A 21,460-nucleotide genomic window follows, 5' to 3' on the forward strand; every position below is an offset into this window, starting at 1 on the left:
GTCGTGATTCCGTGGTGGGGGCGTGTAGGGGCGCAGCATGCTGCGCCCCACGAACCCACCCGGCACCGGTCGTGCCCCGGGGGCGCGATTCTCGTGGACGGACAAAGGGGCGCAGCATGCTGCGCCCCTACGATCTATGCCCCGAACCGCGTCATCCGGTTCCCAGTTACTTCGGCAACCCCTTCGTCTCGTCGCCGCTCTTCCCGTCGGTGATCGGGGTGACCTGGGTGCTCCATCCGTCGGCGAAGGTCAGCACGAGGCGGTGTCCAAGGGTGTCCGCGACGATCGTCTTGATCTGCGGAAACTTCTTGGCGTAGGTGAGGGCGGCGTCGGCCTGCTTGGCGAAGCCCTCCGGCGTCTCGCCTGCCTCGCCCTTGCCGAACTCGCGGCCCACGGCCATCGCAATCGCCTGTTCGGGACCGTAGGCGGCGTAGTCGTCCGCCGACATCAGGCCGTCCTGACCGGCGGCATACTTGTACGAGTCGTACGTCGGGCAGGCCGCGAGGAGGGCGACCAGGGCAAGCGGGGCATAACGGCGCATCGAGAAGTCTCCGAACGGGATCGACACTGGTACCGACCGGGCGGGGCCCGGGTTCCCGGCCACCAGCCAATCCGGAAAGATAGCCCCGCCGGGCCCCCCCGCCATCCTTGTCCCGGCCACCCTGCCGCCCTACCCTTCCCGCCGACCAGATCACCCCCGGACCGGAGTCCTGTCATGAGCGCCATCGGCAACATCCCGACCCCCATCAACGAACCCGTCCTGAGCTACGCCCCGGGGTCCCCGGAACGCGCCGGCCTGCAGGCCGCCATCGCCGAGCTCGGGAGCGTGGTGACCGACATCCCGGTGGTGATCAACGGCGTCGAATACCGCCCCGGGAAGACCAACCGGGTCACCTCGCCCCAGCGGCACCAGCACCACCTCGCCAACGTCCACCAGTCGACGCCCGAGCTCCTGCAGCAGGCGATCGACGGGGCCATTGCCGCCCAGAAGGTCTGGGAGCGGTGGTCGTTCGCCGACCGCGCCGCCGTCTTCCTGAAGGCGGCCGATCTCCTCGCCGGCCCGTGGCGTCATCGGATCAACGCCGCCACGCTCCTCGGCCAGGGGAAGACGCCGCACCAGGCCGAGATCGATGCCGCCTGCGAGCTGGCCGACTTCTGGCGCTTCAACGTCCACTACGCCGAGCAGTTGCTGCACGAGCAGCCGATCTCGGTGCCGGGCGTCTGGAACCGTCTCGACTGGCGCCCGCTCGAGGGCTTCATCTACGCCATCACGCCGTTCAACTTCACGGCGATCGGCGGGAACCTCCCGACCGCGCCGGCGATCCTCGGCAACGTGGTGCTCTGGAAGCCTTCGGCAACGGCGTCGCTCTCCAACTGGCTGATCTACGACCTGCTGCGCGAGGCGGGGCTGCCTGCCGGCGTGATCCAGTTCATTCCGGGCGATTCTGCCGCCACGACCAGGACGTTGCTCGACTCGAAGCATCTGGCCGGCGTCCACTTCACCGGCTCGACGCCGGTCTTCCAGAGCATCTGGAAGGACGTGGCCGAACGGCTGCCGAGCTACCGCGGCTACCCGCGCCTGGTCGGCGAGACCGGCGGCAAGGACTTCATCGTGGCGCATCCCTCGGCCGATGTCGAGGCGTTCGTGACCGCCCTCATCCGCGGCTCGTTCGAGTATCAGGGGCAGAAGTGCTCCGCCTGCTCGCGCACCTACATCCCGCGTTCGCTCTGGCCGCGCGTGAAGGAGCGGATGCAGCAGGAGATGGCGACAGATCAAGGTCGGCGACCCGGCCGACTTCTCCGTCTTCGTCGGTGCGGTGATCGACGAGAAGGCGTTCCGGAAGCACGAGGCGCTGCTCACCGCCGTGAAGACCGATCCGGCGGTGACGGTGCACGCCGGCGGCACCTGCGATGGGTCCGTGGGGTGGTTCGTGCAGCCGACGCTGCTCGAGACCACCGATCCGCACCATCGGATCATGAAGGAGGAGTTCTTCGGCCCGATTCTCTCGGCCTACGTCTACGAGGACGCGGCCTGGGACGAGGTGCTCACGCTGATCGACGACACCGCGACCTACGCCCTCACCGGCGCGATCTTCGCGCAGGACCGTGCGGCGGTGATCCACGCCGAGACGAAGCTGCGCCACGCCGCCGGCAACTATTACGTCAATGACAAGTGCACCGGCGCCGTGGTCGGCCAGCAGCCGTTCGGCGGTGGCCGCGCCTCGGGCACCAATGACAAGGCCGGCTCGCTCCTCAACCTCTACCGCTGGGTCTCCGCCCGGACGGTGAAGGAGACGGGGAATCCGGCGACGGAATGGCGGTACCCGTACCTCGGCTAGGGAACGCTCCGTGACCGATGATCGATCATCGATGATCGATCATCGATCATCCCGAGGGGGCGCCGTCACCGGATTGCTGCTTGCAGCGCTCTTCTCGGCGCCGCCGCTGCGCGCGCAGGCAGCCGCCGGTTACGTGGAGTCCATCACCTCCACCATCTCCTCCCGCACCGCCACCGCCGAGCTGGTGCGGACGCTCACGCGCGAGACGGAATACCGGGTGAGCCGGCGTGCCGACACCACGGTGGTCGAGGCGGCGGCGGTGCGGCTGGTGGAGGAGGGGCCCCAGGGGCGGGTGGTGTTCGACACCGACGGCTTCACCGGCGGCCGATGGAAGTTGGTGCCTGCGCCGCGCGGCGGGCTGGTGGTGGTGGACGTTCCCTTCGTGCCGCCGGCGCTGGTGGAGGTGAACGACCTCGCCGCCGCGATGAACGACTTCTTCCCGCCGGTGGCGCCGCCGCTGCCGGTCAATCGGCGCGTGCGGGACGGCGCCGGGCGTGACTGGCAGCGCCTCGCCGACTCCTCGACATCCGTCGCTATCGCTGGACGGTGACGCGGACGCAGGACAGCACCGCGGTCGCGCGCGACACGGTGACGCTGCGCATCAGTGAGGCGACGCGTGAGGTGTCGCAGCTGCGCCTCGATGCGCGTGGCGTGCCGATCGGGTGGACGCGGGAGCTGGTCACCGACGTGACGTCACGCGGTGGCGGCCGCGCGGTGCAGGCCACCGTGCGGCAACGGATCGTGGTGCGCGCGATCCCTTGACTTCCTCACTACGCGTGTTCCCCTTGCGCCGCGTTCGGATCGCCCCAACATTGCGAGTACACCCGCCTGGAGGCCTACTGCCCATGGAGCCCTTCCTCAGCTCCGATGAGTACGACGAACAGGCCCACCAACTGTACAACGAAGCGCGCTACGACGACGCCCTCACGCTCCTGCGTGACGGGATCACTCGCTACCCTCAAGCCGTCGAATTGCATGTTGGTGTCGGGTACGCCCAGCTCGCCCGCGAGGAATACGCGTGGGCCCGCCAGGCGTTCGAGCATGCGCTGCTGCTCGATCCCGAACAGGAGGATGCCCTCGCGGGGCTCGGCGAAACGCTCCTGGTGATCGGGCACATCGCGGGCGCGCTCCGCGCCTTCGAGCAGGTCGTCGCGCTCGGCTTCGACGACGACCACGAGTTGATGCTGCAGATCGGTCGCGCGCTCTTCCGCGAGGGGTACTTCGTCGAGGCTCGACGCACCTTCGAGCGGGTCCACTTCCACCACCCCGAGTCGCCGGAGATCGCCGCCTCGCTCGGCTACACGTCGCATCGCCTCGGAATGGACGCCGACGCCTACTACTGGCTGCGCCGCGCCCTCGAGCTCGAGTCGTCGTTCGCCGAGCCGCGGATCTACCTCGCCAACATCCTCTACGACCGCGGTGAAGTGACGGCCGCGATGCTGCATTTCGCGCGCACCACCCCCGACGACCACTTCGACGACCTCGGCATCTGGCGCGTGATCGAGTTGCTGAAGACCGCGCGGCAGGTCGGCGACGACGACCCCGAAGTCTCGGAGTGGCTGCAGCGGCTTGCCGAACTCGGGAGCGAGGGGACGCCGGAGGACCTGATCCTCGCCGAGATCGAGGGGATGCAGCCCGACGGCACGCCGCGCGATCCGACCCAGCTCGAGCTCTTCGGCACGCTGATGCGCGACATCCCGGGGATGCAGCGCCGCCCGGCGATCGACGGGATGACCGGCGGCCACGTGATCGAGACGCTCGGCGGGCTGGCGCTCCGCGGCAGCTGGGACGAGCTCCTGCTGCAGTTGCAGGCGGTCGAGGGCGCCTGGGCCGACGGCACGATCACCGAGTTCATGCAGGCGTTCGCGCGTCGCGGGGCCGCCGAGACCGGGGTCAGCATTCCGATCACCACCGCCGAGGCCTTCCTCCGCGGATCGGCCGAGGCGGGCGTCATTCGGATCGTGGAGTGATTCGTTTCGAGTCGGTCTCCAAGTCCTACACCGCCCTCGTCTCCCGCAAGCGGGTCGATGCGTTGGCGGAGTTCACGCTCGAGATGGCCCGCGGCGAGGTGGTGGGCATCGCCGGCCCGAACGGGGCGGGGAAGTCCACCATGATCTCGCTGTTGATGGGGTTCCTGCAGCCGACGTCGGGGAGAATCACCATCGACGGCGCCGCGCCGCGCCCTTGGGTCGAGCAGCATGGCGTGGGGTACCTCACCGAATTGGTGAACCTTCCGCCACGCTGGAAGGTGCCCACGACGGTGCGTCGCATGGCGACGCTCTCCGGTGTGGCGGCCGATGCCGTGGCGACCGAAAGCGCCGCGATGATGACGCGCCTGGGGCTCGACGAGCATGCCGGGAAGCGGATCAAGCAGCTCTCCAAGGGCAATCTGCAGCGCGTCGGCCTCGGGCAGGCGCTCATCGGCGACTTCGAGCTGGTCGTGCTTGATGAACCGACGCACGGCCTCGACCCGCTCTGGACCCAGCGCTTCCGTGACGTGGTGAGCGCACTGCGCCGCCCCGATCGCCTGGTGCTCATCGCGTCGCACAACCTCGACGAGCTCGAGATGCTGGCCGACCGGGTCGCGATCCTCGACCACGGCCGGTTGCAGCGCGTGGTCGGCCACTCGACCGAGGAGCGGTCGGAGCAGCTGGCATGGCGGCTCGTGCTCGAAGGGACGGTCGACGTGACCACCGCGATCGCCGGCGCCATGCCGATTGCGGGCCGCGCCGGTACCTGGCGCTGCCTGGCCTCGCGCCGTGAGCTGAGCACCGGACTGGCCACGCTGCTCGCCGGCGGGGCCGTGCTGGTGGAGTGCGTGCCGGAAGAGGGGCGGCTCGAATCGGCCTTCCGCGAGGCGGTGCAGCGATGACGCGCAATCGCTCGCCGTTCCGCTACCTCCCCGCCCATCTGATGGATGTGGCGCAGGGGCCGTTCGCGTTGTTCGCGACCGTGGCCCTGACGATCTGCGTGGTGATCTGGCGACTCGGTCGGAAGGACGCCAGCGCGATGGCCGACCCGGCGGTCTTCGTGCGCCAGGTGGTCGCCGCCGTCCTGACCCTCGCCGTACTGGTGGCGTCCGGCGGCGTCGCCGGCAACGACGTCGGGCGGGGCTACTATCGCGCCTGGTTCTCGAAGCCGATGGCGCCGTGGTGGTTCTACCTGCAGCGCTGGCTCCTCGGCGGCGTGGCGGTGCTCACGATCCCGGTGCTGATCGGCGTGGGCCTGCAGCTCTTCTTCGGGCAAGGCACCGGCATCACGCTGCCGCTGATGGAGGTGACCGCCCTCGGCTATCTCCTGGTTGGCGGGACGGTGCTGCTGGCCTCCGTCTTCACCGCACGCGACTGGCTCATCACCTTCGCGATCACCTTCACGCAGGCACGGCTCGACGACATCATCAAGCTGATGGCGATGTCGAAGACCGAACCGCCGTCGATGTTGATGTGGGCGCACCGGCTGCTGCCGCCGTTTCACCTGATCTCGCCGGTGAAGGGTGTTCCCGCAGGCGACGACCTGCTGCACGTGATCGGCTACGGCGTGGCCCTGGTGGCCGTCGCGATGGTGCTCCTGGTGGTCAAGCCACTGGGGAGTGGCGGGCGCGCGTGAGCGCGCACCCGACTGACGGCGTTCGGCGCGAGGTCCTGCCCAACGGAGTGACGCTGCTGGTGCAGCGCCGCCGGGCCGCGCCGGCCGCCGCCCTCGCCACCCATGTCCGCGCCGGTTTCCTCGATGAGCCCGACGCGGTGCAGGGGATCTCGCACGTCCTCGAGCACATGCTCTTCAAGGGGACGCCGACGCTCGGGCCCGGCGAACTCGCGCAGCGCACCAAGGCGCTCGGCGGCTCGCTCAACGCCTACACCTCCTACGATCGCACCGTGTATTACGCCTCGGTCCCCGCACGCCACGCCGTCGAGGCGATGGCGCTGCAGGCCGATCAGGTGCGCAATCCGCTCTTCGATGCCGACGAGTTGCGCCGCGAACTCGGCGTGATCATCCAGGAAGCCAGACGGAAGCTCGACACGCCCGGCGCCGTGACGGGCGAGACGCTCCACGAGCTGTTGTACGACCACCATCGGATTCGTCGCTGGCGCATCGGACATGAGGCAGTGCTCGAGGGCTTTCGGCGCGAGCAGGTCGCCGCGTATCACCGGTCGCGCTACATCCCGTCGCGCACCATCGTCTCGGTGGTCGCGGATCTCGATGAAGCGGTGATGCTCGAGGCGCTGCGCGCCAACTGGGGCGACTGGTCCCTGCCTGCCGAACCGTTCGACGTCGGTCCGATCGAGACCGCGCCTGCGATCCCGCGTGCCCGGCTGCTGCGCGGCGATGTGGCGATGGCCGATCTCGCGCTCGGTTGGCGCGGTGTCGGCCCGCTGGACCCGCAGGCGCCGGCGCTCGACGTCCTCGGTACCATCCTCACGGGCGGCAGGGCCTCGCGACTGGCGCGTCTGCTGCGCGAACCGGGCTTGGTGGCGGGTGTCGGTGCCGGCCACTACGGCACCACCGACGCCGATCGGCAGACCCCTGCGGGCGTCTTCGTCGTGGGGCTCGAGCTGGAGCCGAGCCGGATGCGCGAGGCGCTTTCCATCGTGGCCGCGACGATCCGCGCCGTGCGCGACGCCGGCCCGGAGGCCGATGAACTGGCACGCGCCCAGACGTTGCTCCGCGTGCGGCTCCAGCGCCGCCTGGAGCGCTACGAGGCACGCGCCACGGCGCTCGCCGATGCCGAGGCCGAGGGAGACCTGACGCGGCTGGATCGCGAGGAAGCCGAGATCATGGCGGTCACGGCGGCGCAGGTGCGCGACGCGGCGGCGCACTGGGTCGACCCGAGCGCGGCATCGGCCGTGGCCTACTATCCGACCGCGAGCAGCGAGTCGTTCGACCTCGATCTGCTCACGGATGCGATGCGAGCCCCGGCGCGCGCCATGCCGGCGATGGCGGTGCCGAGCGCGCTCGTGCCGCCGCCGCGGGCACCGGTCGCGGGCACGCGGCGGCGCGAGCAGGGCGTGCTCCACGTGGCGTTGCCTGGGCTCGACCTGCTGGTGGCACGGCATGGCGATGTCCCGCAGGTCGGGCTCAACGTCTATCGGCCGCGCACCGCGGTTCGCGATCCATCGCTCGCCGGCCTCGATGCCCTCGGCTTCCGGGCGTTGATGCGCGGCACCGCGCGGCTCGATGCCGGGCAATTGGCCGTCGCGATCGAGGCGCTCGGCGGGGTGCTCTCGCCGTCGGTCGGCGCCGATGTGCTCTCGCTCGGCACGACGGTGCTGGCGGAGCAGGTGGGCGCGGCAGCTCGGCTGCTGGTCGAGGTGTTGACGACGCCACGCCTCGACGACGCGAGCATCATGATCGAGCGCGATCTCATGATCGACGACGCGCGGTCCATCGCCGATGACATGATCCGCTTCCCGTTCCAGCTGGTGCTGGGCCACGCCTTCGGCGATGTCGGCTACGGTGCTCCGACGCTTGGCAGCCCCGAGTCGCTCGACGCCTTCACGCCGGCGCGGGTGCGGCAGTGGCACGCCGACTTCGCGTCGAGCGGCCCGATCACGGTCGTGGCGGTGGGCAATCAGGAGCCCGAGGCATTGGCCGACCTGCTCGTCGATGCCTTCGCGCCGCTGCTGTCGAGCGCGTTCCCTGCGGGTGCGCGGCCGCTCGTCGAGGTGGAGCCGCTCCTGCCCGGCATGCGCACCGCCAGCCGCGATCGGCAGCAGTCGGCACTCGCGATGCTCTTCCCGGGCCCGAATCGGGGTGACCCCGCACGCCACGCCGCCGAGGTCTGGGGTGCGATCGCGGGCGGGCTTGGCGGGCGGCTCTTCGAGTCGCTGCGGAGCGCGCGATCGCTGGCGTATACGGTGATGGCGTCGTCGTGGCAGCGACGTCGGGCCGGTGGGCTGCTCACGTACATCGCGATGGCGCCGGAACGCCTCAAGGAGGCGCGTGAGGCGATGCTGGAGGAGCTGGCGGTCTTCCGCGCCGAGCCGCCCACCGCCGACGAGCTCCACCGCGCCACGGCGATGCTGGCCGGGCAGGAGGAGGTCGCGAGGCAATCTGCCGGCGCGGTGGCCGGCGAGATCGCCGATGCCTGGCTGCTGGGCGAAGGGTTGGCCGAACTGGCCGACCCGGCAGCGCCGTACCGTGCGGTCACCCGCGAGGCGGTCCATGCCGTGGCCGCCGCCTTCGATCCCGCCACTCGGGCCGAGGGCGTCGTCGCGCCGGAGCGACCGGAGTAGCTTCCCGGGATGGCCGATCCTGCTGCCCCCCCACCACTCCGCCGCGGCTTCGCGCTGGCCGATGCGATTACCCTGGTCCGCATTCCGCTCGCCATCGCCTTCCCGATCCTCGGCGGGACGACGGAGCGGCTGGTGCTGTTGGGGCTGGCCGCCGCCACCGACCTGGGTGATGGCGTGGTCGCGCGGCGGTATGGTGGGTCACGCATCGGCGCGGTGCTCGACCCGATCGTCGACAAGCTCTTCATGGCGGCGGCGTTCGGGACGGTGCTCTGGAGTGGCGACCTGGCGTGGTGGGAGGTCACGGCGCTGCTGATCCGCGACATCGTCCTCTCGGTGGCCTTCTTCATCACGCTGGCGACGGGGCGAGGCACCGCGGTGCCGGCCCGGTTCGGTGGGAAGGTGGTCACCCTGTTGCAGTTGCTGACCCTCTTCGCCTTCATTCTCAAGTCGTCGTACTTCCTGCGCCCGCTGGCGTGGGCCACGGCGGCGGTGGCACTGTACGCCATTTACGACTACAACCAGCCCTTCTTCAGGAAGCTGAACGCCAATGACTGATCCCAATCTCCGCTTCGCGCATCTCGACTGGACCGGCGGCATGCGCTTCACCGGCGGCGCGCCCGGTGGCCCGACCCTCAACCTCGACGGCGATGGCAAGGAGGCCCCCGGGCCGATGGTGGCGCTGTTGACGGCGATGGGCGGTTGCGCCGGCGCGGACGTCACGTCGATTCTCGAGAAGATGCAGGTCACGCTCACGAAGTTCACCATGGACCTGACCGGTCGCCGCAACGAAGAGCATCCGCGGCGCTACAATCACATCGACTTCACCTTCACCCTCTCGGGCGAGGGGCTGACGCAGGCGAAGGCCGATCGGGCGGTGGAGTTGAGCGTGACGAAGTACTGCTCGGTGATGCTGTCGCTGCGGGAGGATATCGTGGTGGAGACGAAGGTGATCGTCGAATAGCAGCGAGCCAGAAAGCGGTGAGGGTGAGAGCGGGGGCTGTTCCCCCTCACTCCTCACCCCTCACCATTTTTCACCGTGCTCTGCTTACGCCGTCACTTCCGCCGTCTCGACTTCGACTTCGACTTCCGCTTCCGTCTCCACGACCGTCTCGACGACGGCATCGGCCGGCGCGCGGCGAACCACGGGCTGGCAGAAGCGTTCACCGAGGACGCGGAGCTGACCCTGCTGCTCGGCGGTCAGGTCGGGGTAGCGGTCGGCGACGTACTGCATGGTGTCGTCCATCCACTCCTTCTGATGCTCCGGAGCGGCTTCGAGCACGCCGCAGCGGAGGATATGGCTGAACAGCTCATCCCGTGCCGCGTCGAACGCCGTGGGCATCGCCGGGGGCCGGGGGGCCGTCTTCTTCTTGGTCATTCGCCTTCCCTGAGTGTTGCTGGGGGCGACATTGCCCCCGGATCCATCGCTTTGGATACGCGCAATATAGGGAAAATGTTCACCCGAAGGCAAACCGGACCCCACGGCGGGGGCGGTTCTCGTTAGATTGGTCCCCGTCGCCGACCGCCAGAGGCGGGGGCGCGAGCGCGGTTCACCGGGGCAGCCGCGCGCCCACCGAGCAGGCCCAGCCGGGCCCCGCGCTCGCCGGGGGGCGCGCCAGAGGACGTCATGGCGCAGGGTCAGAAGCCGTTCTACCTCGCACTCGGGGCGATCGCGATCGCCGGAGTCGGATTTCTCGCCTACCGGATGATGGGGGGCGGTGCCGTCTCGATTCCCGCCAACGTCACCGTCAGCGCGGCCGACACCTCGGGCTTCAACGGCTATCTCCTCGGCAGCCCCACCGCACCGATCGAAATCTCCGAGTACGCCGATTTCACCTGCCCAGCGTGCGCCGCCTTCAGCACCGTCCAGTTCCCCGACGTCCGGGCGCGGCTGATCGAGACCGGCAAGGCGCGCTTCCGCTATCGGGACTTCCCGCTCGAGGGCGGCATTCACACCCATTCGCGCGTCGCGGCCCACTCGGTGGCCTGCGCCAACGACCAGGGGAAGTTCTGGGAGCTCGCGGAGCGGCAATTCCTGCATCAGAACGATTGGGCCCTCGCGGGGAACGGCGTCTCGGCGCTCAAGGATGTCGCCAAGGCGGCCGGGCTCGACACGGGCGCGTGGCAGAGCTGCATGGAGTCGGCAAAATACGCCGGCCGGATCCAGGCCTCGCTGGATGAAGGCGCGCGTCTCGGCGTCGGCTCGACGCCCTCGTTTCTGATTGGCGGACGGATCTACACTGGCCTCAACTCCGATGGCATGGTTCAGCTGGTCGACTCGCTGATTGCTGCCCAGGCCGGTACCAAGGCGCCGTGAGCCACCACCGCAAACCGCCCGAGGGGAAGGCGCTCGCCGGCCTTGCCCTCGCGGCGCTGGGCGTGGTCTATGGCGACATCGGGACCTCGCCGCTCTACGCCCTCAAGGAATGCTTCTCCGGGCCGCATGCGATCGCCCTGACCCACGAGAACGTCCTCGGGATCCTCTCGCTCATTTTCTGGTCGCTCAACTTCGTCGTCTCCTTCAAGTACATCTCGCTGGTCATGCGGGCCGACAATCAGGGCGAGGGCGGCATTCTCGCCTTGCTCGCGTTGGTGCGCCCCGGCGGGCACACGGTCGGCCGCGGCGTGATCCTGATGGTCGGCCTCTTCGGCGCGGCCCTGCTCTACGGCGACGGCGTGATCACTCCCGCCATCTCGGTGCTCGGTGCGGTCGAGGGGCTCGAGGTCGCGACGCCGATCTTCAAGCACTGGGTCGTCCCGATGGCGTGCGTGATCATCACGGCGCTCTTTGCGGTGCAGCGGCGCGGCACCGCCGGCATCGGCAAGATCTTCGGCCCCGTGACGACGATCTACTTCGTCTGCATCGCGGTGCTCGGCGTCCGTGGCATCCTGATGAACACGGAAGTGCTGCACGCCCTGAACCCCTGGTATGCGTTCGAGTTCTTCCTCCGCGAGCGGGGGCAGGCCTTCGTCGTGCTCGCTGCCGTCGTCCTCGTGATCACCGGCGGCGAAGCGCTCTACGCCGACATGGGACACATCGGCGCCCGCCCCATCCGACTGGCCTGGTTCGTGGTCGTGCTGCCGGCACTGGCGCTGAACTATTTCGGGCAGGGCGCGCTGCTGCTGACCGACCCCACCGCCGTCAGCAATCCGTTCTATCAGTTGGTGCCCTCGTGGGCGCTGTATCCCATGATCGGGATCGCCACCGGCGCCGCCGTCGTCGCCTCGCAGGCCTTGATCTCCGGCGCGTTCTCGCTGACCCAGCAGGCGATGCAGCTCGGCTTTGTGCCCCGGATGCGGCTGATCCACACGTCGGCGACCGAGATCGGCCAGATCTACATGCCCGGCGTCAACTGGGCGCTCTGGGTCGCCTGCATTGCGCTCGTGCTCGCCTTCAAGTCTTCCACGGCGCTGGCCGCCACTTACGGCGTCGCCGTCACCGGGACCATGCTGACCACGTCGATCCTCTTCGCCATCGTGATGCACAAGCTGTGGCACTGGCCCATGTGGCGCGTCGTGGTGATCACCACGGTCTTCGTGATGGTGGACGTCGCCTTCCTGGGCGCCAACCTGTTGAAGATCCCCGATGGTGGCTGGTTCCCCCTCGCCGCCGCTGGCGTGATCTACCTGCTGATGAGCACCTGGAAGCTCGGCCGTCGACAGGTCACCGCGATGCTGCAGGAATCGTCGTTGCCGCTCGACCTCTTCATCCCCGACGTGATCCGCCGCAAGCCGTATCGCGTGCCGGGCGTCTCGGTGGTCATGACGTCGATTGCCGACGTCGCGCCGCCGGTGCTGCTGCACCACCTGAAGCACAACAAGGTGTTGCACGAGCAGGTGATCCTGATGACCATCACCTCGCTGCAGATTCCGCTGGTGCCCGAGGCCGAGCGCGTGCAGGTGGTCGACAAGGGCGCCGGCTTCGTGCAGGTGTTCGCACGCTACGGCTTCCTCGAGTCGCCCAATGTCGGCGCGATCCTCGCCGCCACCGCGGAACAGTTGCCACCGCCGACCGAAGGCAAGGTCCCCGCGCTGCGGCTCAACGAGGTGACCTTCTACCTCGGCCGCGAGACGCTCATCGTCGCCCCGCGCGACCGCAAGGGCGCCCGCACCCGCGCGGCGATGCCGGCCTGGCGCGCCACCCTCTTCTCGGTGATGAGCCGCAACGCGCAGAGCGCCGCCGGCTACTTCGGGCTGCCGCCGAATCGAGTGGTGGAGTTGGGGGCGCAGTTGCAGGTGTAGCAGCGAATGGCGAACAGCGAACAGCGACGCGCGTAATACGTGAAACGTCAAAGGTGAAACGGGGGCCGACTTGGGCTCCGTTTCACCTCTCACGTTTCACGCGGTCCGCCGTTCGCCGTTCGCCGTCAACTCTCCAGACTTTCATACTCATCCTTCAGCCTCGCCACCACCCCCGGATCCGCCAGCGTCGTCGTGTCGCCCAGGGCGCGCCCTTCGGCGATGTCGCGCAGCAGGCGGCGCATGATCTTGCCCGAGCGGGTCTTCGGCAGGTCGGCGGAGAAGAGGATGTCGTCGGGCTTCGCGATCGCGCCGATCTTGTGCGCCACATGCTCGCGGAGCTCGTCGCGCATCTCGGATGAGGCGTGGTGGCCCTCCTTGAGCGTCACAAACGCGGCGATCGCCTGCCCCTTCAGTTCATGCGCCTTGCCCACCACCGCCGCCTCGGCGACGGCCGGGTGGTCCACCAGCGCGCTCTCCACCTCCATCGTGCCGATGCGGTGGCCGGCGACGTTGAGCACGTCGTCGACGCGGCCGAGGATCCACCAGTAGCCATCGGCGTCGAGCTTGGCGCCGTCGCCGGCGAAGTAGCGACCCGGAAAGCGGCTCCAGTAGGTCTCCTGGTAGCGCGCATCGTCGCCGTAGATGGTGCGCAGCATCCCGGGCCACGGCGACTTGATCGTCAAGAAGCCGCCGCCCGTGGTGACCGGTGTGCCGTGGCTGTCGACCAGTTCGACCTCGATCCCCGGAAACGGCTTGGTGGCGGAGCCCGGCTTGGTGGTGACGACGCCGGGCGTCGGCGAGATCATGATCCCGCCCGTCTCGGTCTGCCACCAGGTGTCGACGATCGGACAGCGGCCGCGGCCGATCTGTTCGTGATACCAGATCCACGCTTCCGGATTGATCGGCTCGCCGACGGTGCCGAGGAGGCGGAGGCGCGAGAGATCGTGCTTCGCAGGATGCTCGGTGCCCCACTTCATGAAGGCGCGGATCGCGGTCGGCGCGGTGTAGAAGACCGTCACGCCGTGCCGCTCGCACATCGACCAGAAGCGATCGCGATTGGGCCAATCGGGCGCGCCCTCGTACATCAGCACGGTGGCACCGTTGGCGAGCGGGCCATACACCACATACGAATGCCCGGTGACCCAGCCGATGTCGGCGGTGCACCAGAAGACGTCGCCGGCCTTGAGGTCGAAGACGTGGCGCGTGGTGGCGGCCACCTGCGTGAGGTAGCCGCCGGTGGTGTGGACGATCCCCTTCGGCTTCCCCGTGGTGCCCGAGGTGTAGAGGATGAAGAGCAGGTCCTCCGCCTCCATCTCCTCCGGCGCGTGCACCGCGCTCTGCCCCTCGAGCATCCGGTGCCACCAATGGTCGCGCCCCTCCTGCATCGGGCACTGGGTCGGGTCCACGCCGTGCCCGCGGTGCACCACCAGGACCGAGGTGATCGACGGGCAGTCGGCCAGCGCCTCATCGGCGAGCCGCTTGAGCGGCAGCACCTGTCCGCGCCGATAGCCGCCATCGGCGGTGATGCAGCAGACCGCCTGCGCGTCATTGATCCGGTCGCGCAGCGATTCCGCCGAGAAGCCGCCGAAGACCACCGAGTGCACCGCGCCGATGCGGGCGCAGGCGAGCATCGCAATGGCCGCCTCGGGGATCATCGGGAGGTAGATCGCGACCCGGTCACCCCGCTTCACGCCGAGGGCGAGCAGTGCGTTCGCGGCCTTGCAGACCTCCTGGTGCAGCTGCCAGTAGGTCAGGACGCGTTGGTCGCCCGGCTCCCCCTCCCAGATCAGCGCCGCCTGGTTCCGCCTGGCCCCGGTCAGGTGGCGGTCGACGCAGTTGACGGCGACGTTGAGCCGCCCGCCAGAGAACCACTTGGCGTGGGGGAGCTTCCACTCGAGCACCGAGCTCCACGGGGCGAACCAGTCCAGCCGCTTCGCCTCGTCTTCCCAGAAGCCGAGCCGGTCGGCCGCGGCCTGGGCGTAGGTCGCCTCGGTGGTCACCGCCGCCGCCGCAAAGGCCGGGTCGGGCGGGAAACGGCGCTCTTCGGAGAGGAGGGTCTGGAGCTGGTCGGACATGATGGGATGCCGGAGTGTGAGGTGAATCGGAAAGTTAGCTGGATTTGGGATGATCGATGATCGATGATCGATCGCAGGGATCCGTGCGATTCCGGGGCGGGCGTCCGAGGACGGACCATCGATCATCGACCATCAATCATCGATCATCGAACTGTCAATATTTCATACACCACGATCCCAACGCGGTTTGGCAGACCTCTTGCTCCTGCCTTCTCCCCAGATGCTCACACCGAGGGCTGGAGGCCCATGACCGTGACGACCGCGCAGCCATCACAGCGAGAGCTGCTTGCCCCACCGACCCTGGGGCTGGCGACTCGAGAAGCCTTTCGCCGGACGGCGAACGAGCTTCTCGACGAGCTGGCCGAGGGGAATGGGCAGCTGGTGGTGGACCTCTCCGGGACGCGGGAGGTCGACTCCTCGGGGCTGGGCGCGCTCGTCATGGTGCAGCGCCACGCCGCCGATCGGCGGCTGCAGGTGAAGCTGCGCGGCGTGACGCCGGAGTTGGAGTTCCTGCTGGTCCTCACCAAGCTCGACGATCTCTTCCTCTTCGAAAAGCCGCGTCCTGAGCAGTAACGGCGCGGCCACGTGGCCGCGCTATACTTCCGGGATGCCATTGGCGCCCCGCGGATGACCCCCGCCGACACCCCGTTGCTGCAGATCCACCACCTCGAGCGCCGCTTCGGGGCGGTCGTTGCGTTGCGTGGGATCGAGCTTCTGGTGGCCCCCGGCGAAGTGGTGCTGTTGCTGGGCCCGAACGGCGCCGGCAAGTCCACCCTCCTCCGCTGCATCGCCGGGCTCGCCCGCCCCACCAAGGGGCGGGTCGAAGTGCTCGGCCAGAACGTGCATGCCGATCCCGAAGCGCGTCGCGCGCTCGGATTGCTCTCCCATCAATCGTTCCTTTATGAAGATCTCACGGCGCGGGAGAACCTGCGATTCGCGGCAGAGTTGCATGGACTCGACAGTGTGGCATCGCGTGTTGAGACGGCGCTAGCGGATGCGCGCCTCACCTCGCGGGCCGATACGCGCGTCTTCGGATTTTCGCAGGGGATGTTGCAGCGGCTCGCCTTCGCGCGGGCCACGATGCACCAGCCCGCGTTGCTGTTGCTGGACGAGCCGTTCACGGCGCTCGACGCCGCCGCCGCGCGCTCACTCCGGGAGCGGGTGGCGACCGAGCGCGATGCCGGGCGGGCCGTGGTCTGCGTGACGCACGAGCCGGCGGAGCTCTGGGAGCTGGCCTCGCGGGTGATCGTGTTGCGGAGCGGCGTCGTCGTCGCCGATGAGCCGCGGCCGGACGACCTGGCGCACTTCCGCAGCGGGTACGACGCCCTGGTGACACCATGAGCGTCGTCCGCATCGCGCTGCTGATCGCCGGCAAGGACCTCCGCATCGAGCGGCGGTCGCGCACCGCGATCCACACCGCCACGCTCTTCGCAGTGCTGGTGCTGCTGACGGTGGTCTTCGCCCGCGACGGCGGTGCCGTCTCCCTGGTGACGCTCGCCCCCTCGGTGCTCTGGATCACCATTGCGCTCGCCTCGCTGGTGGCGCTGAACCGGGCCTTCACGCTGGAACGGGAGCACGCCGCCCTCGAGGGGATCCTCCTCGCCCCGGTGCCCAGGAGCGCGCTCTTCCTGGGGAAGTGGCTCGCCAACCTCGCGTTCGTCTCGCTGGTGCTGGCGATCACCTTCCCGCTCTGGATCCTCTTCTACGGCGTGGCGGTCACCCCTGCGCTGATTCCGGTCGCCGGCGTCGCCATCCTCGCCTCGATCGGCATCACCGCGATCGGCACGGTCTTCTCGGCGATGGCGGTCCGGACGCGCCATGCCGAGCTGCTCCTCCCGGTCCTGATGCTCCCCTTCCTGCTGCCGCCGATCTACTTCGCGGCGCAGAGCACGGTGCGGCTCCTCGGGGGCCGCCCCTTGGAAGAGCTCTGGGGATGGCTCAGATTCCTTGCCTTGTACGACCTCGCCTTCGCCATGCTGGCGGCGATGCTCTTTCCTGCGGTGGTGGACGAATGACTCTCGAGGCAGCATCGGCCAGTCGGCAGATCAGCCGCGGCCGCACCCTGACCCTGGTCGGCGTGGTGTCGCTGATCGCCCTCTACGTGATGGCGCTGCAGTTCACCCCGCCGGAGCGCTTCCAGGGGTTGGCACAGAAGATCTTCTACATCCATCCGCCCGCGGCCTACGCGATGCAGATGGCCTTCATCTTCACCGGCATCGCGTCGCTCCTCTACCTCCTCCTCCACGACGCGCGCTTCGACGTCTTCGCCGAGGCCTCGGCCGAAGTCGGCATGATGTTCGGCGCCATCGTCGTCATCACCGGCCCGATCTGGGGCCGGCCGGCGTGGGGCACCTGGTGGGAATGGGAGCCGCGACTGACCTTCACCGTCATGGAGATCGTGCTCTTTGGGGGCTACTTCGCGCTGCGAGGGGCGGTGCGCGACCCCGCCGAGCGCGCCAAGTTCGCCGCGGTCATGGGGCTCATGGCGCTGGTGCTCGTGCCGTTCAACCACCTCACGGTCTACCTCTTCGCGTCGCAACACCCGCAGCCGGTCGTGATCAAGACGACCAAGCCGGAGCTGCCGCTGGAGATGCTGCGGACCTTCATCACCGGCTTCGCGGTCTTCACCATCCTCTACCTCGGGCTCGTCATGCAGCGCTACGGCATCGGCGCCCGCCACGCCATCCAGGAGGCCGCCGATGCCTGATACCGGGAGCTACATGGTCGCGGCGTATATCGTCACGGCCGTCGTGGTGGGGGGGTATGTGGTGAGTTTGTGGAGGAGAGGGAACAGCAAGGGATGATCGATCATCGATGATCGATGATCGATGATCGATGATCGATTGCCCATACGCGAAGATCCCCGCCTCGGCGTCTGCCGGAGCGGGGATTCCTCGCTATCACCATCGATCATCGATCATCGATCATCGATGATCGATCATCCAGTCGTGTCTTCCTTCGCCAACAACACATGCTTCCACAGCAGCGCCGCCGCGACCGCGCCGACGATCGGCCCGATCCACCAGACGGCCTGCGCCTGCATGTTGCCGGCGATGATGGCGGGGCCGAAGGCGCGGGCGGGGTTGAGCGCGCCGCCGGTGAGCGGGCCGCCGACCACGATGCCGGGGATCAGCGTCAGGCCGATGCCGAAGCCGGCAATCTTCGGGGCGCTCTTCGAGACGGCCGTCGCCATCACGGCCGACATCAGGAAGAAGGTCAGGACCGCCTCGAGGGCGATGGCGGTCTGAAGGTCATCGTGTTGTGGAGCGCCGGCGCGCCGAAATTCACCACGCGGCCGACATTCGGGGAGAGGAGCGACTTGACCAGCAGCGCGCCGAGGAGGCCACCGGCCAGCTGCGCCATGACGTAGGCGAAGGCGTCGGCGGGCGCGATCTTCCTGATCGAGAGCAGCCCGATGGTGACCGCCGGGTTGCAGTGGCCGCCGGAGATGGCCGCCGTCGCCGAGATGGCGATGGCGAGGGCGATCGCGTGGACCACGGCGATCCCGAAGACGCCGTAGTCGGCGCCCGGGAAGGAATTCATCACGACGGCACCGCATCCGAAGAAGATCAGGATGAAGGTGCCGAACATCTCGGCGAGGACGCGGGGGAGCAGGGGACGCATCGGGCGAGTCATCCTGTGGTGGGTGGCAGGGATGCGAAAAGACAGGGCGAATCTACACTCCCGTCCGCCGGAGGAGGAGCGTCGCGTTGCAGCCGCCGAAGCCGAAGGAATTCTTGAGGACCGCCCGGGGTGCCATCGTCAGCCCATCGGCCGGGAGCTGACGCAGCCCGCCCGCCGGATCGGGGTCCAGGCAGTTGAGGGTCGGCGGGATCCAGCCGTCGCGAATGCTGCGGCAGGCAATGGCCGTCTCGATCGCCCCGGAGGCGCCCAAGGCGTGTGCGTGCCATCCCTTGGTGCCGCTCACCGGCAGGGAGTCGGTGTGCGCGCCGAAGACCTCCCGGATGGCGAGTGCCTCGGTGGCATCGTTCAGCGTGGTCGACGACCCGTGTGCGTTGACCCACTCGACCTCGTCGGGCGCACAACCCGCTTCGGCAAGCGCCAGGCGCATCGCCCGCACCGCTTCGCGGCCGTCCGGACGCGGCTGGGTCATGTGGTGCGCGTCGTTGGTCACCCCCGACCCGGCGATCTCGGCGTAGATCCGCGCGCCACGTGCCTCTGCATGCTCCAGTGCCTCGAGCACCAGCACCGCCGAGCCTTCGGCCATCACGAAGCCATCGCGCGCCGAGTCGAACGGTCGCGACGCCGTGGCCGGGTCGTCGTTGCGCGTGCTCATTGCGCGGATCAGCGAGAAGGAACCGTAGCAGAGCGGATAGAGCGGCGCCTCGCTGCCGCCGGCAAGGATCACGTCGGCGTCGCCCTGGCGAATGGCGCGGAAGCCCTGACCGATCGCGAGCGTCCCCGACGCGCAACTCATTGCATTGGTGCTGTTCACGCCCGACACGCCATTGGTGATGGCAATGTTGCACGACAGCGCGCCACCGAACACGGTGAGCGCGAGCAACGGATCCACTTCACGCGGGCCGCCGGCGATGTACTTGAAGTTCTGCTCCTCCGCGAAGCCGATCCCGCCGAGCGCCGTCCCCATCATCACGCCGACCCGGTCCGCCGATTCGTTGGCGAGGTCGAGCGCGGCGTCCTCGAGCGCCAGCCGCGTGGCGGCGAGCCCCAACTGCGAACAGCGATCGGTGCGCCGCGCCTGTCGGGGCGAGAGCATCGCCTCGGGATCGAAATCATTCACCTGTGCCGCGATGTGCGACCGGAACGGTGACGAGTCGAAGCGATCGATCCGTTGCACCGCCGATGGCCCGTGCTGCAGCCTTGCCCAGACGGCATCACTGCCGATGCCGATCGGCGTGATCAGGCCGATGCCGGTGACCACCACGCGGCGCGTCACGCGTCACGCTCGGCGGCGCGTGCCACGCCGGCCAGCGTCTGCTCGGCAATGCCATGCACGAACACCGGCCCGATCACGACCTCGGCGGCGATGCGGCGAATCAACGGCCAGGGGGGGCCGTCCCAGGTATGCACGATCGTCACGTCACTGCCGCCATCTGCGGTGGGGAGAATGCTCCAGCGCACATCCATTCCGGTGGTGATGCCACCGATGTGCCGGTATCGAACCTCGTGCTTCGCGGCGTCAACCCAGATCCGGCTGCGCCACCAGGTGGGCCAGTTGAGCGGGCCGCCGAAGCGGCGGTACGCCGACATCTCGACGATGCCATCGCCGAAGCGCTCGCCTTCGGTGCGCGTCACGTAGCGATAGTGCGGCAGGATCTCGGGCCAGCGCTCCACCTCGGCGGCATGCGGCCAGACCCGCTCGGGTGGCGCATGCACGAGGCGCCGATCGACGACGTGCATCACTGGTCGGTCCGCCACGCGGCAATGACGCGGGCACCCGGCAACCGCCAGACGTCGACGTCGTGACCGACGGCCTCGCGCGCGATGGCGCGCAATGCGGCGGGATGCAGCCCGCGCGCCAGCGACACCACGCCATCGCTCACCGTGAGCGGATGCATCCGCAGGAAGGGACCCGCGAGGCGATAGCCGAGTGCGGCGAGTCGGGACGGCCGCAGGTCGGCGATCACCACACCCCGCCTGGCGATCGCATCGCACTCGGCGAGCAGCCTGACCGCCGACGCGCGGTCGAGGTGGTGCACCATCTGACTCACCAACACGAGGTCGACGCCCTTGCGGCGGATTGGCAGGCTCCCTGCGCAGCCGAGCAGCACCGGGAGTCCGCCGCGGTGTGCCAACTGGGCCGCGGCCGGAATGCGCTCGAGCCCGGTGGGGACGATCGTCACGCCACGTTTGGCGGCCCAGCGCACCGCGTCGTGCGGCAGATCGCCGGCCCCGGTGCCGATGTCGAGCAGCGTCAGCGTGCGGCCCGCATCACCGGCGTCGAGGAGTCGGCGCAGGCCGGCGCGCATCGCGAGCCGCCCGCCGAACCAGCGATTGCTGCGGGCAATGTCGACCAGCATCCGCTCGACCAGCGCCGGTGGCGTCGTGGGGTCGTCCAGCGCTTCGTGGCCGACCGGCGAGAGGGTGAGCGTGGCCGGCACCTAGAGGGTGTCGGGCTCGGTGTAGCCGCCGCGATAGTAGAGCAACGGCCGACCGTGCTCCGCCGCCGTGCCACCCACCACCTGCCCGATGATCAGCGTGTGGTCGCCCGCCTCGACGGTGTTGACGCGTTCGCAGCAGATGTGGGCCAGCGCGCCGTCGAGCAGAATGCGGCCGAGCGCATCGGGGGCGAAGCCGATCCCCTCGAAGCGATCGGGGTTGCCCGAGGCGAAGCGCCGCGACAACGACTCCTGGTGCGACTCGAGGATGTTGATGGTGTAGTGCGTGGTGCCGAGCAGCACCTCGTGCATCGACGCCGCGTGGTCGATCGCCAGCAGCACCAGCGGCGGTTCGAGCGAGACCGAGGTGAAGGAATTCACCGTCATCCCCGCCGGCCGCCCCTCGGCGTCGCGCGCGGTGACCACGGCGATCCCGGTGGCGAAGCGACCGCAGAGTTGACGGAAATCGTAGCCATCCATACGAGGGACCTTTC

The 21,460-nt window shown here is 68.9% G+C and carries 23 protein-coding genes and 1 pseudogene; 15 read left to right on the top strand and 9 right to left on the bottom strand.

The window, feature by feature from the left end:
- Positions 1-166: 166 nt before the first annotated feature.
- Positions 167-541 carry a hypothetical protein gene (locus tag IPP98_08245; GenBank protein ID MBL0179098.1) on the bottom strand — a complete coding sequence of 125 codons (375 nt, stop codon included), beginning with the start codon at positions 539-541 and terminating at the stop codon, positions 167-169.
- A 174-nt stretch (positions 542-715) separates the two neighbouring features.
- On the opposite strand from IPP98_08245, the pseudogene pruA reads away from it, so the two are divergent.
- The 9 genes and pseudogenes from pruA to IPP98_08290 all read left to right on the top strand — a co-directional run bounded on the left by pruA (position 716) and on the right by IPP98_08290 (position 9,533).
- Positions 716-2,339, top strand: a pseudogene (gene pruA / locus IPP98_08250) (L-glutamate gamma-semialdehyde dehydrogenase).
- A 31-nt stretch (positions 2,340-2,370) separates the two neighbouring features.
- Entirely contained in the window at positions 2,371-2,889 is a 519-nt protein-coding gene (locus IPP98_08255) for a hypothetical protein (protein ID MBL0179099.1), read from the top strand.
- Positions 2,886-3,101: a hypothetical protein gene (locus tag IPP98_08260; protein MBL0179100.1), complete on the top strand. Its 216-nt coding sequence runs from the start codon at positions 2,886-2,888 to the stop codon at positions 3,099-3,101. Before IPP98_08255 ends, IPP98_08260 begins: the two co-directional genes overlap by 4 nt.
- An 83-nt stretch (positions 3,102-3,184) precedes the next feature.
- Positions 3,185-4,309 carry a tetratricopeptide repeat protein gene (locus IPP98_08265; protein MBL0179101.1) on the top strand — a complete coding sequence of 375 codons (1,125 nt, stop codon included), beginning with the start codon at positions 3,185-3,187 and terminating at the stop codon, positions 4,307-4,309.
- Positions 4,306-5,211: an ABC transporter ATP-binding protein gene (locus IPP98_08270; GenBank protein ID MBL0179102.1), complete on the top strand. Its 906-nt coding sequence runs from the start codon at positions 4,306-4,308 to the stop codon at positions 5,209-5,211. The genes IPP98_08265 and IPP98_08270 overlap by 4 nt, the downstream gene beginning before the upstream one ends.
- Positions 5,208-5,945 carry a hypothetical protein gene (locus IPP98_08275; GenBank protein ID MBL0179103.1) on the top strand — a complete coding sequence of 246 codons (738 nt, stop codon included), beginning with the start codon at positions 5,208-5,210 and terminating at the stop codon, positions 5,943-5,945. The genes IPP98_08270 and IPP98_08275 overlap by 4 nt, the downstream gene beginning before the upstream one ends.
- Positions 5,942-8,572 (top strand): insulinase family protein, encoded by a 2,631-nt coding sequence (locus tag IPP98_08280; GenBank protein MBL0179104.1) that lies wholly within the window; start codon positions 5,942-5,944, stop codon positions 8,570-8,572. Before IPP98_08275 ends, IPP98_08280 begins: the two co-directional genes overlap by 4 nt.
- A gap of 9 nt (positions 8,573-8,581) precedes the next feature.
- Complete coding sequence (locus IPP98_08285; GenBank protein MBL0179105.1) at positions 8,582-9,127, top strand: CDP-alcohol phosphatidyltransferase family protein; 546 nt, start codon at positions 8,582-8,584, stop codon at positions 9,125-9,127.
- Complete coding sequence (locus tag IPP98_08290) at positions 9,120-9,533, top strand: OsmC family protein (GenBank protein MBL0179106.1); 414 nt, start codon at positions 9,120-9,122, stop codon at positions 9,531-9,533. Before IPP98_08285 ends, IPP98_08290 begins: the two co-directional genes overlap by 8 nt.
- A gap of 84 nt (positions 9,534-9,617) precedes the next feature.
- Here IPP98_08290 and IPP98_08295 read toward each other — a convergent pair whose 3' ends face one another.
- Complete coding sequence (locus tag IPP98_08295; protein MBL0179107.1) at positions 9,618-9,947, bottom strand: hypothetical protein; 330 nt, start codon at positions 9,945-9,947, stop codon at positions 9,618-9,620.
- Positions 9,948-10,196: 249 nt separating this feature from the next.
- Here IPP98_08295 and IPP98_08300 point away from each other — a divergent pair, with 249 nt between their 5' ends.
- Positions 10,197-10,886, top strand: coding sequence for a DsbA family protein (locus tag IPP98_08300; protein ID MBL0179108.1), 690 nt, complete (start codon positions 10,197-10,199; stop codon positions 10,884-10,886).
- Positions 10,883-12,811: a potassium transporter Kup gene (locus IPP98_08305; GenBank protein MBL0179109.1), complete on the top strand. Its 1,929-nt coding sequence runs from the start codon at positions 10,883-10,885 to the stop codon at positions 12,809-12,811. Before IPP98_08300 ends, IPP98_08305 begins: the two co-directional genes overlap by 4 nt.
- A gap of 125 nt (positions 12,812-12,936) precedes the next feature.
- Here the strand turns inward: IPP98_08305 and acs are convergent, their stop codons facing one another.
- Positions 12,937-14,886, bottom strand: a complete 1,950-nt coding sequence (gene acs, locus IPP98_08310) for an acetate--CoA ligase (GenBank protein ID MBL0179110.1) — start codon at positions 14,884-14,886, stop codon at positions 12,937-12,939.
- 246 nt (positions 14,887-15,132) lie between these two features.
- Here acs and IPP98_08315 point away from each other — a divergent pair, with 246 nt between their 5' ends.
- Genes IPP98_08315 through ccsA form a run of 4 tightly spaced genes read left to right on the top strand, consistent with a single transcriptional unit; the run spans position 15,133 to position 17,593 of the window.
- Positions 15,133-15,459: an STAS domain-containing protein gene (locus IPP98_08315; protein ID MBL0179111.1), complete on the top strand. Its 327-nt coding sequence runs from the start codon at positions 15,133-15,135 to the stop codon at positions 15,457-15,459.
- Positions 15,460-15,471: 12 nt separating this feature from the next.
- Positions 15,472-16,227 (top strand): heme ABC exporter ATP-binding protein CcmA, encoded by a 756-nt coding sequence (ccmA, locus tag IPP98_08320; protein ID MBL0179112.1) that lies wholly within the window; start codon positions 15,472-15,474, stop codon positions 16,225-16,227.
- Complete coding sequence (locus tag IPP98_08325; protein MBL0179113.1) at positions 16,224-16,901, top strand: heme exporter protein CcmB; 678 nt, start codon at positions 16,224-16,226, stop codon at positions 16,899-16,901. Before ccmA ends, IPP98_08325 begins: the two co-directional genes overlap by 4 nt.
- A complete protein-coding gene (gene ccsA, locus IPP98_08330) occupies positions 16,898-17,593 on the top strand; it encodes a cytochrome c biogenesis protein CcsA (GenBank protein ID MBL0179114.1) in 696 nt (231 codons plus the stop codon). The genes IPP98_08325 and ccsA overlap by 4 nt, the downstream gene beginning before the upstream one ends.
- 231 nt (positions 17,594-17,824) lie before the next feature.
- Here the strand turns inward: ccsA and IPP98_08335 are convergent, their stop codons facing one another.
- The 6 genes from IPP98_08335 to IPP98_08360 are packed head-to-tail and all read right to left on the bottom strand — an operon-like array spanning position 17,825 to position 21,446.
- Positions 17,825-18,091, bottom strand: a complete 267-nt coding sequence (locus IPP98_08335) for an aquaporin (GenBank protein MBL0179115.1) — start codon at positions 18,089-18,091, stop codon at positions 17,825-17,827.
- 11 nt (positions 18,092-18,102) lie between these two features.
- Positions 18,103-18,510, bottom strand: coding sequence for an aquaporin (locus IPP98_08340; protein ID MBL0179116.1), 408 nt, complete (start codon positions 18,508-18,510; stop codon positions 18,103-18,105).
- Positions 18,511-18,562: 52 nt separating this feature from the next.
- Entirely contained in the window at positions 18,563-19,804 is a 1,242-nt protein-coding gene (locus IPP98_08345) for a beta-ketoacyl-[acyl-carrier-protein] synthase family protein (GenBank protein MBL0179117.1), read from the bottom strand.
- The gene (locus IPP98_08350) at positions 19,801-20,268 is read right to left on the bottom strand and encodes an SRPBCC family protein (protein ID MBL0179118.1); all 468 of its coding nucleotides are present in this window, start codon (positions 20,266-20,268) and stop codon (positions 19,801-19,803) included. The genes IPP98_08345 and IPP98_08350 overlap by 4 nt, the downstream gene beginning before the upstream one ends.
- Positions 20,268-20,969, bottom strand: coding sequence for a methyltransferase domain-containing protein (locus IPP98_08355; GenBank protein ID MBL0179119.1), 702 nt, complete (start codon positions 20,967-20,969; stop codon positions 20,268-20,270). The genes IPP98_08350 and IPP98_08355 overlap by 1 nt, the downstream gene beginning before the upstream one ends.
- The gene (locus IPP98_08360; protein MBL0179120.1) at positions 20,970-21,446 is read right to left on the bottom strand and encodes a flavin reductase family protein; all 477 of its coding nucleotides are present in this window, start codon (positions 21,444-21,446) and stop codon (positions 20,970-20,972) included.
- Positions 21,447-21,460 lie beyond the last annotated feature (14 nt).

This window comes from Gemmatimonadota bacterium (assembly GCA_016720805.1).
In the GTDB taxonomy this organism is placed as follows: domain Bacteria; phylum Gemmatimonadota; class Gemmatimonadetes; order Gemmatimonadales; family GWC2-71-9; genus Palsa-1233.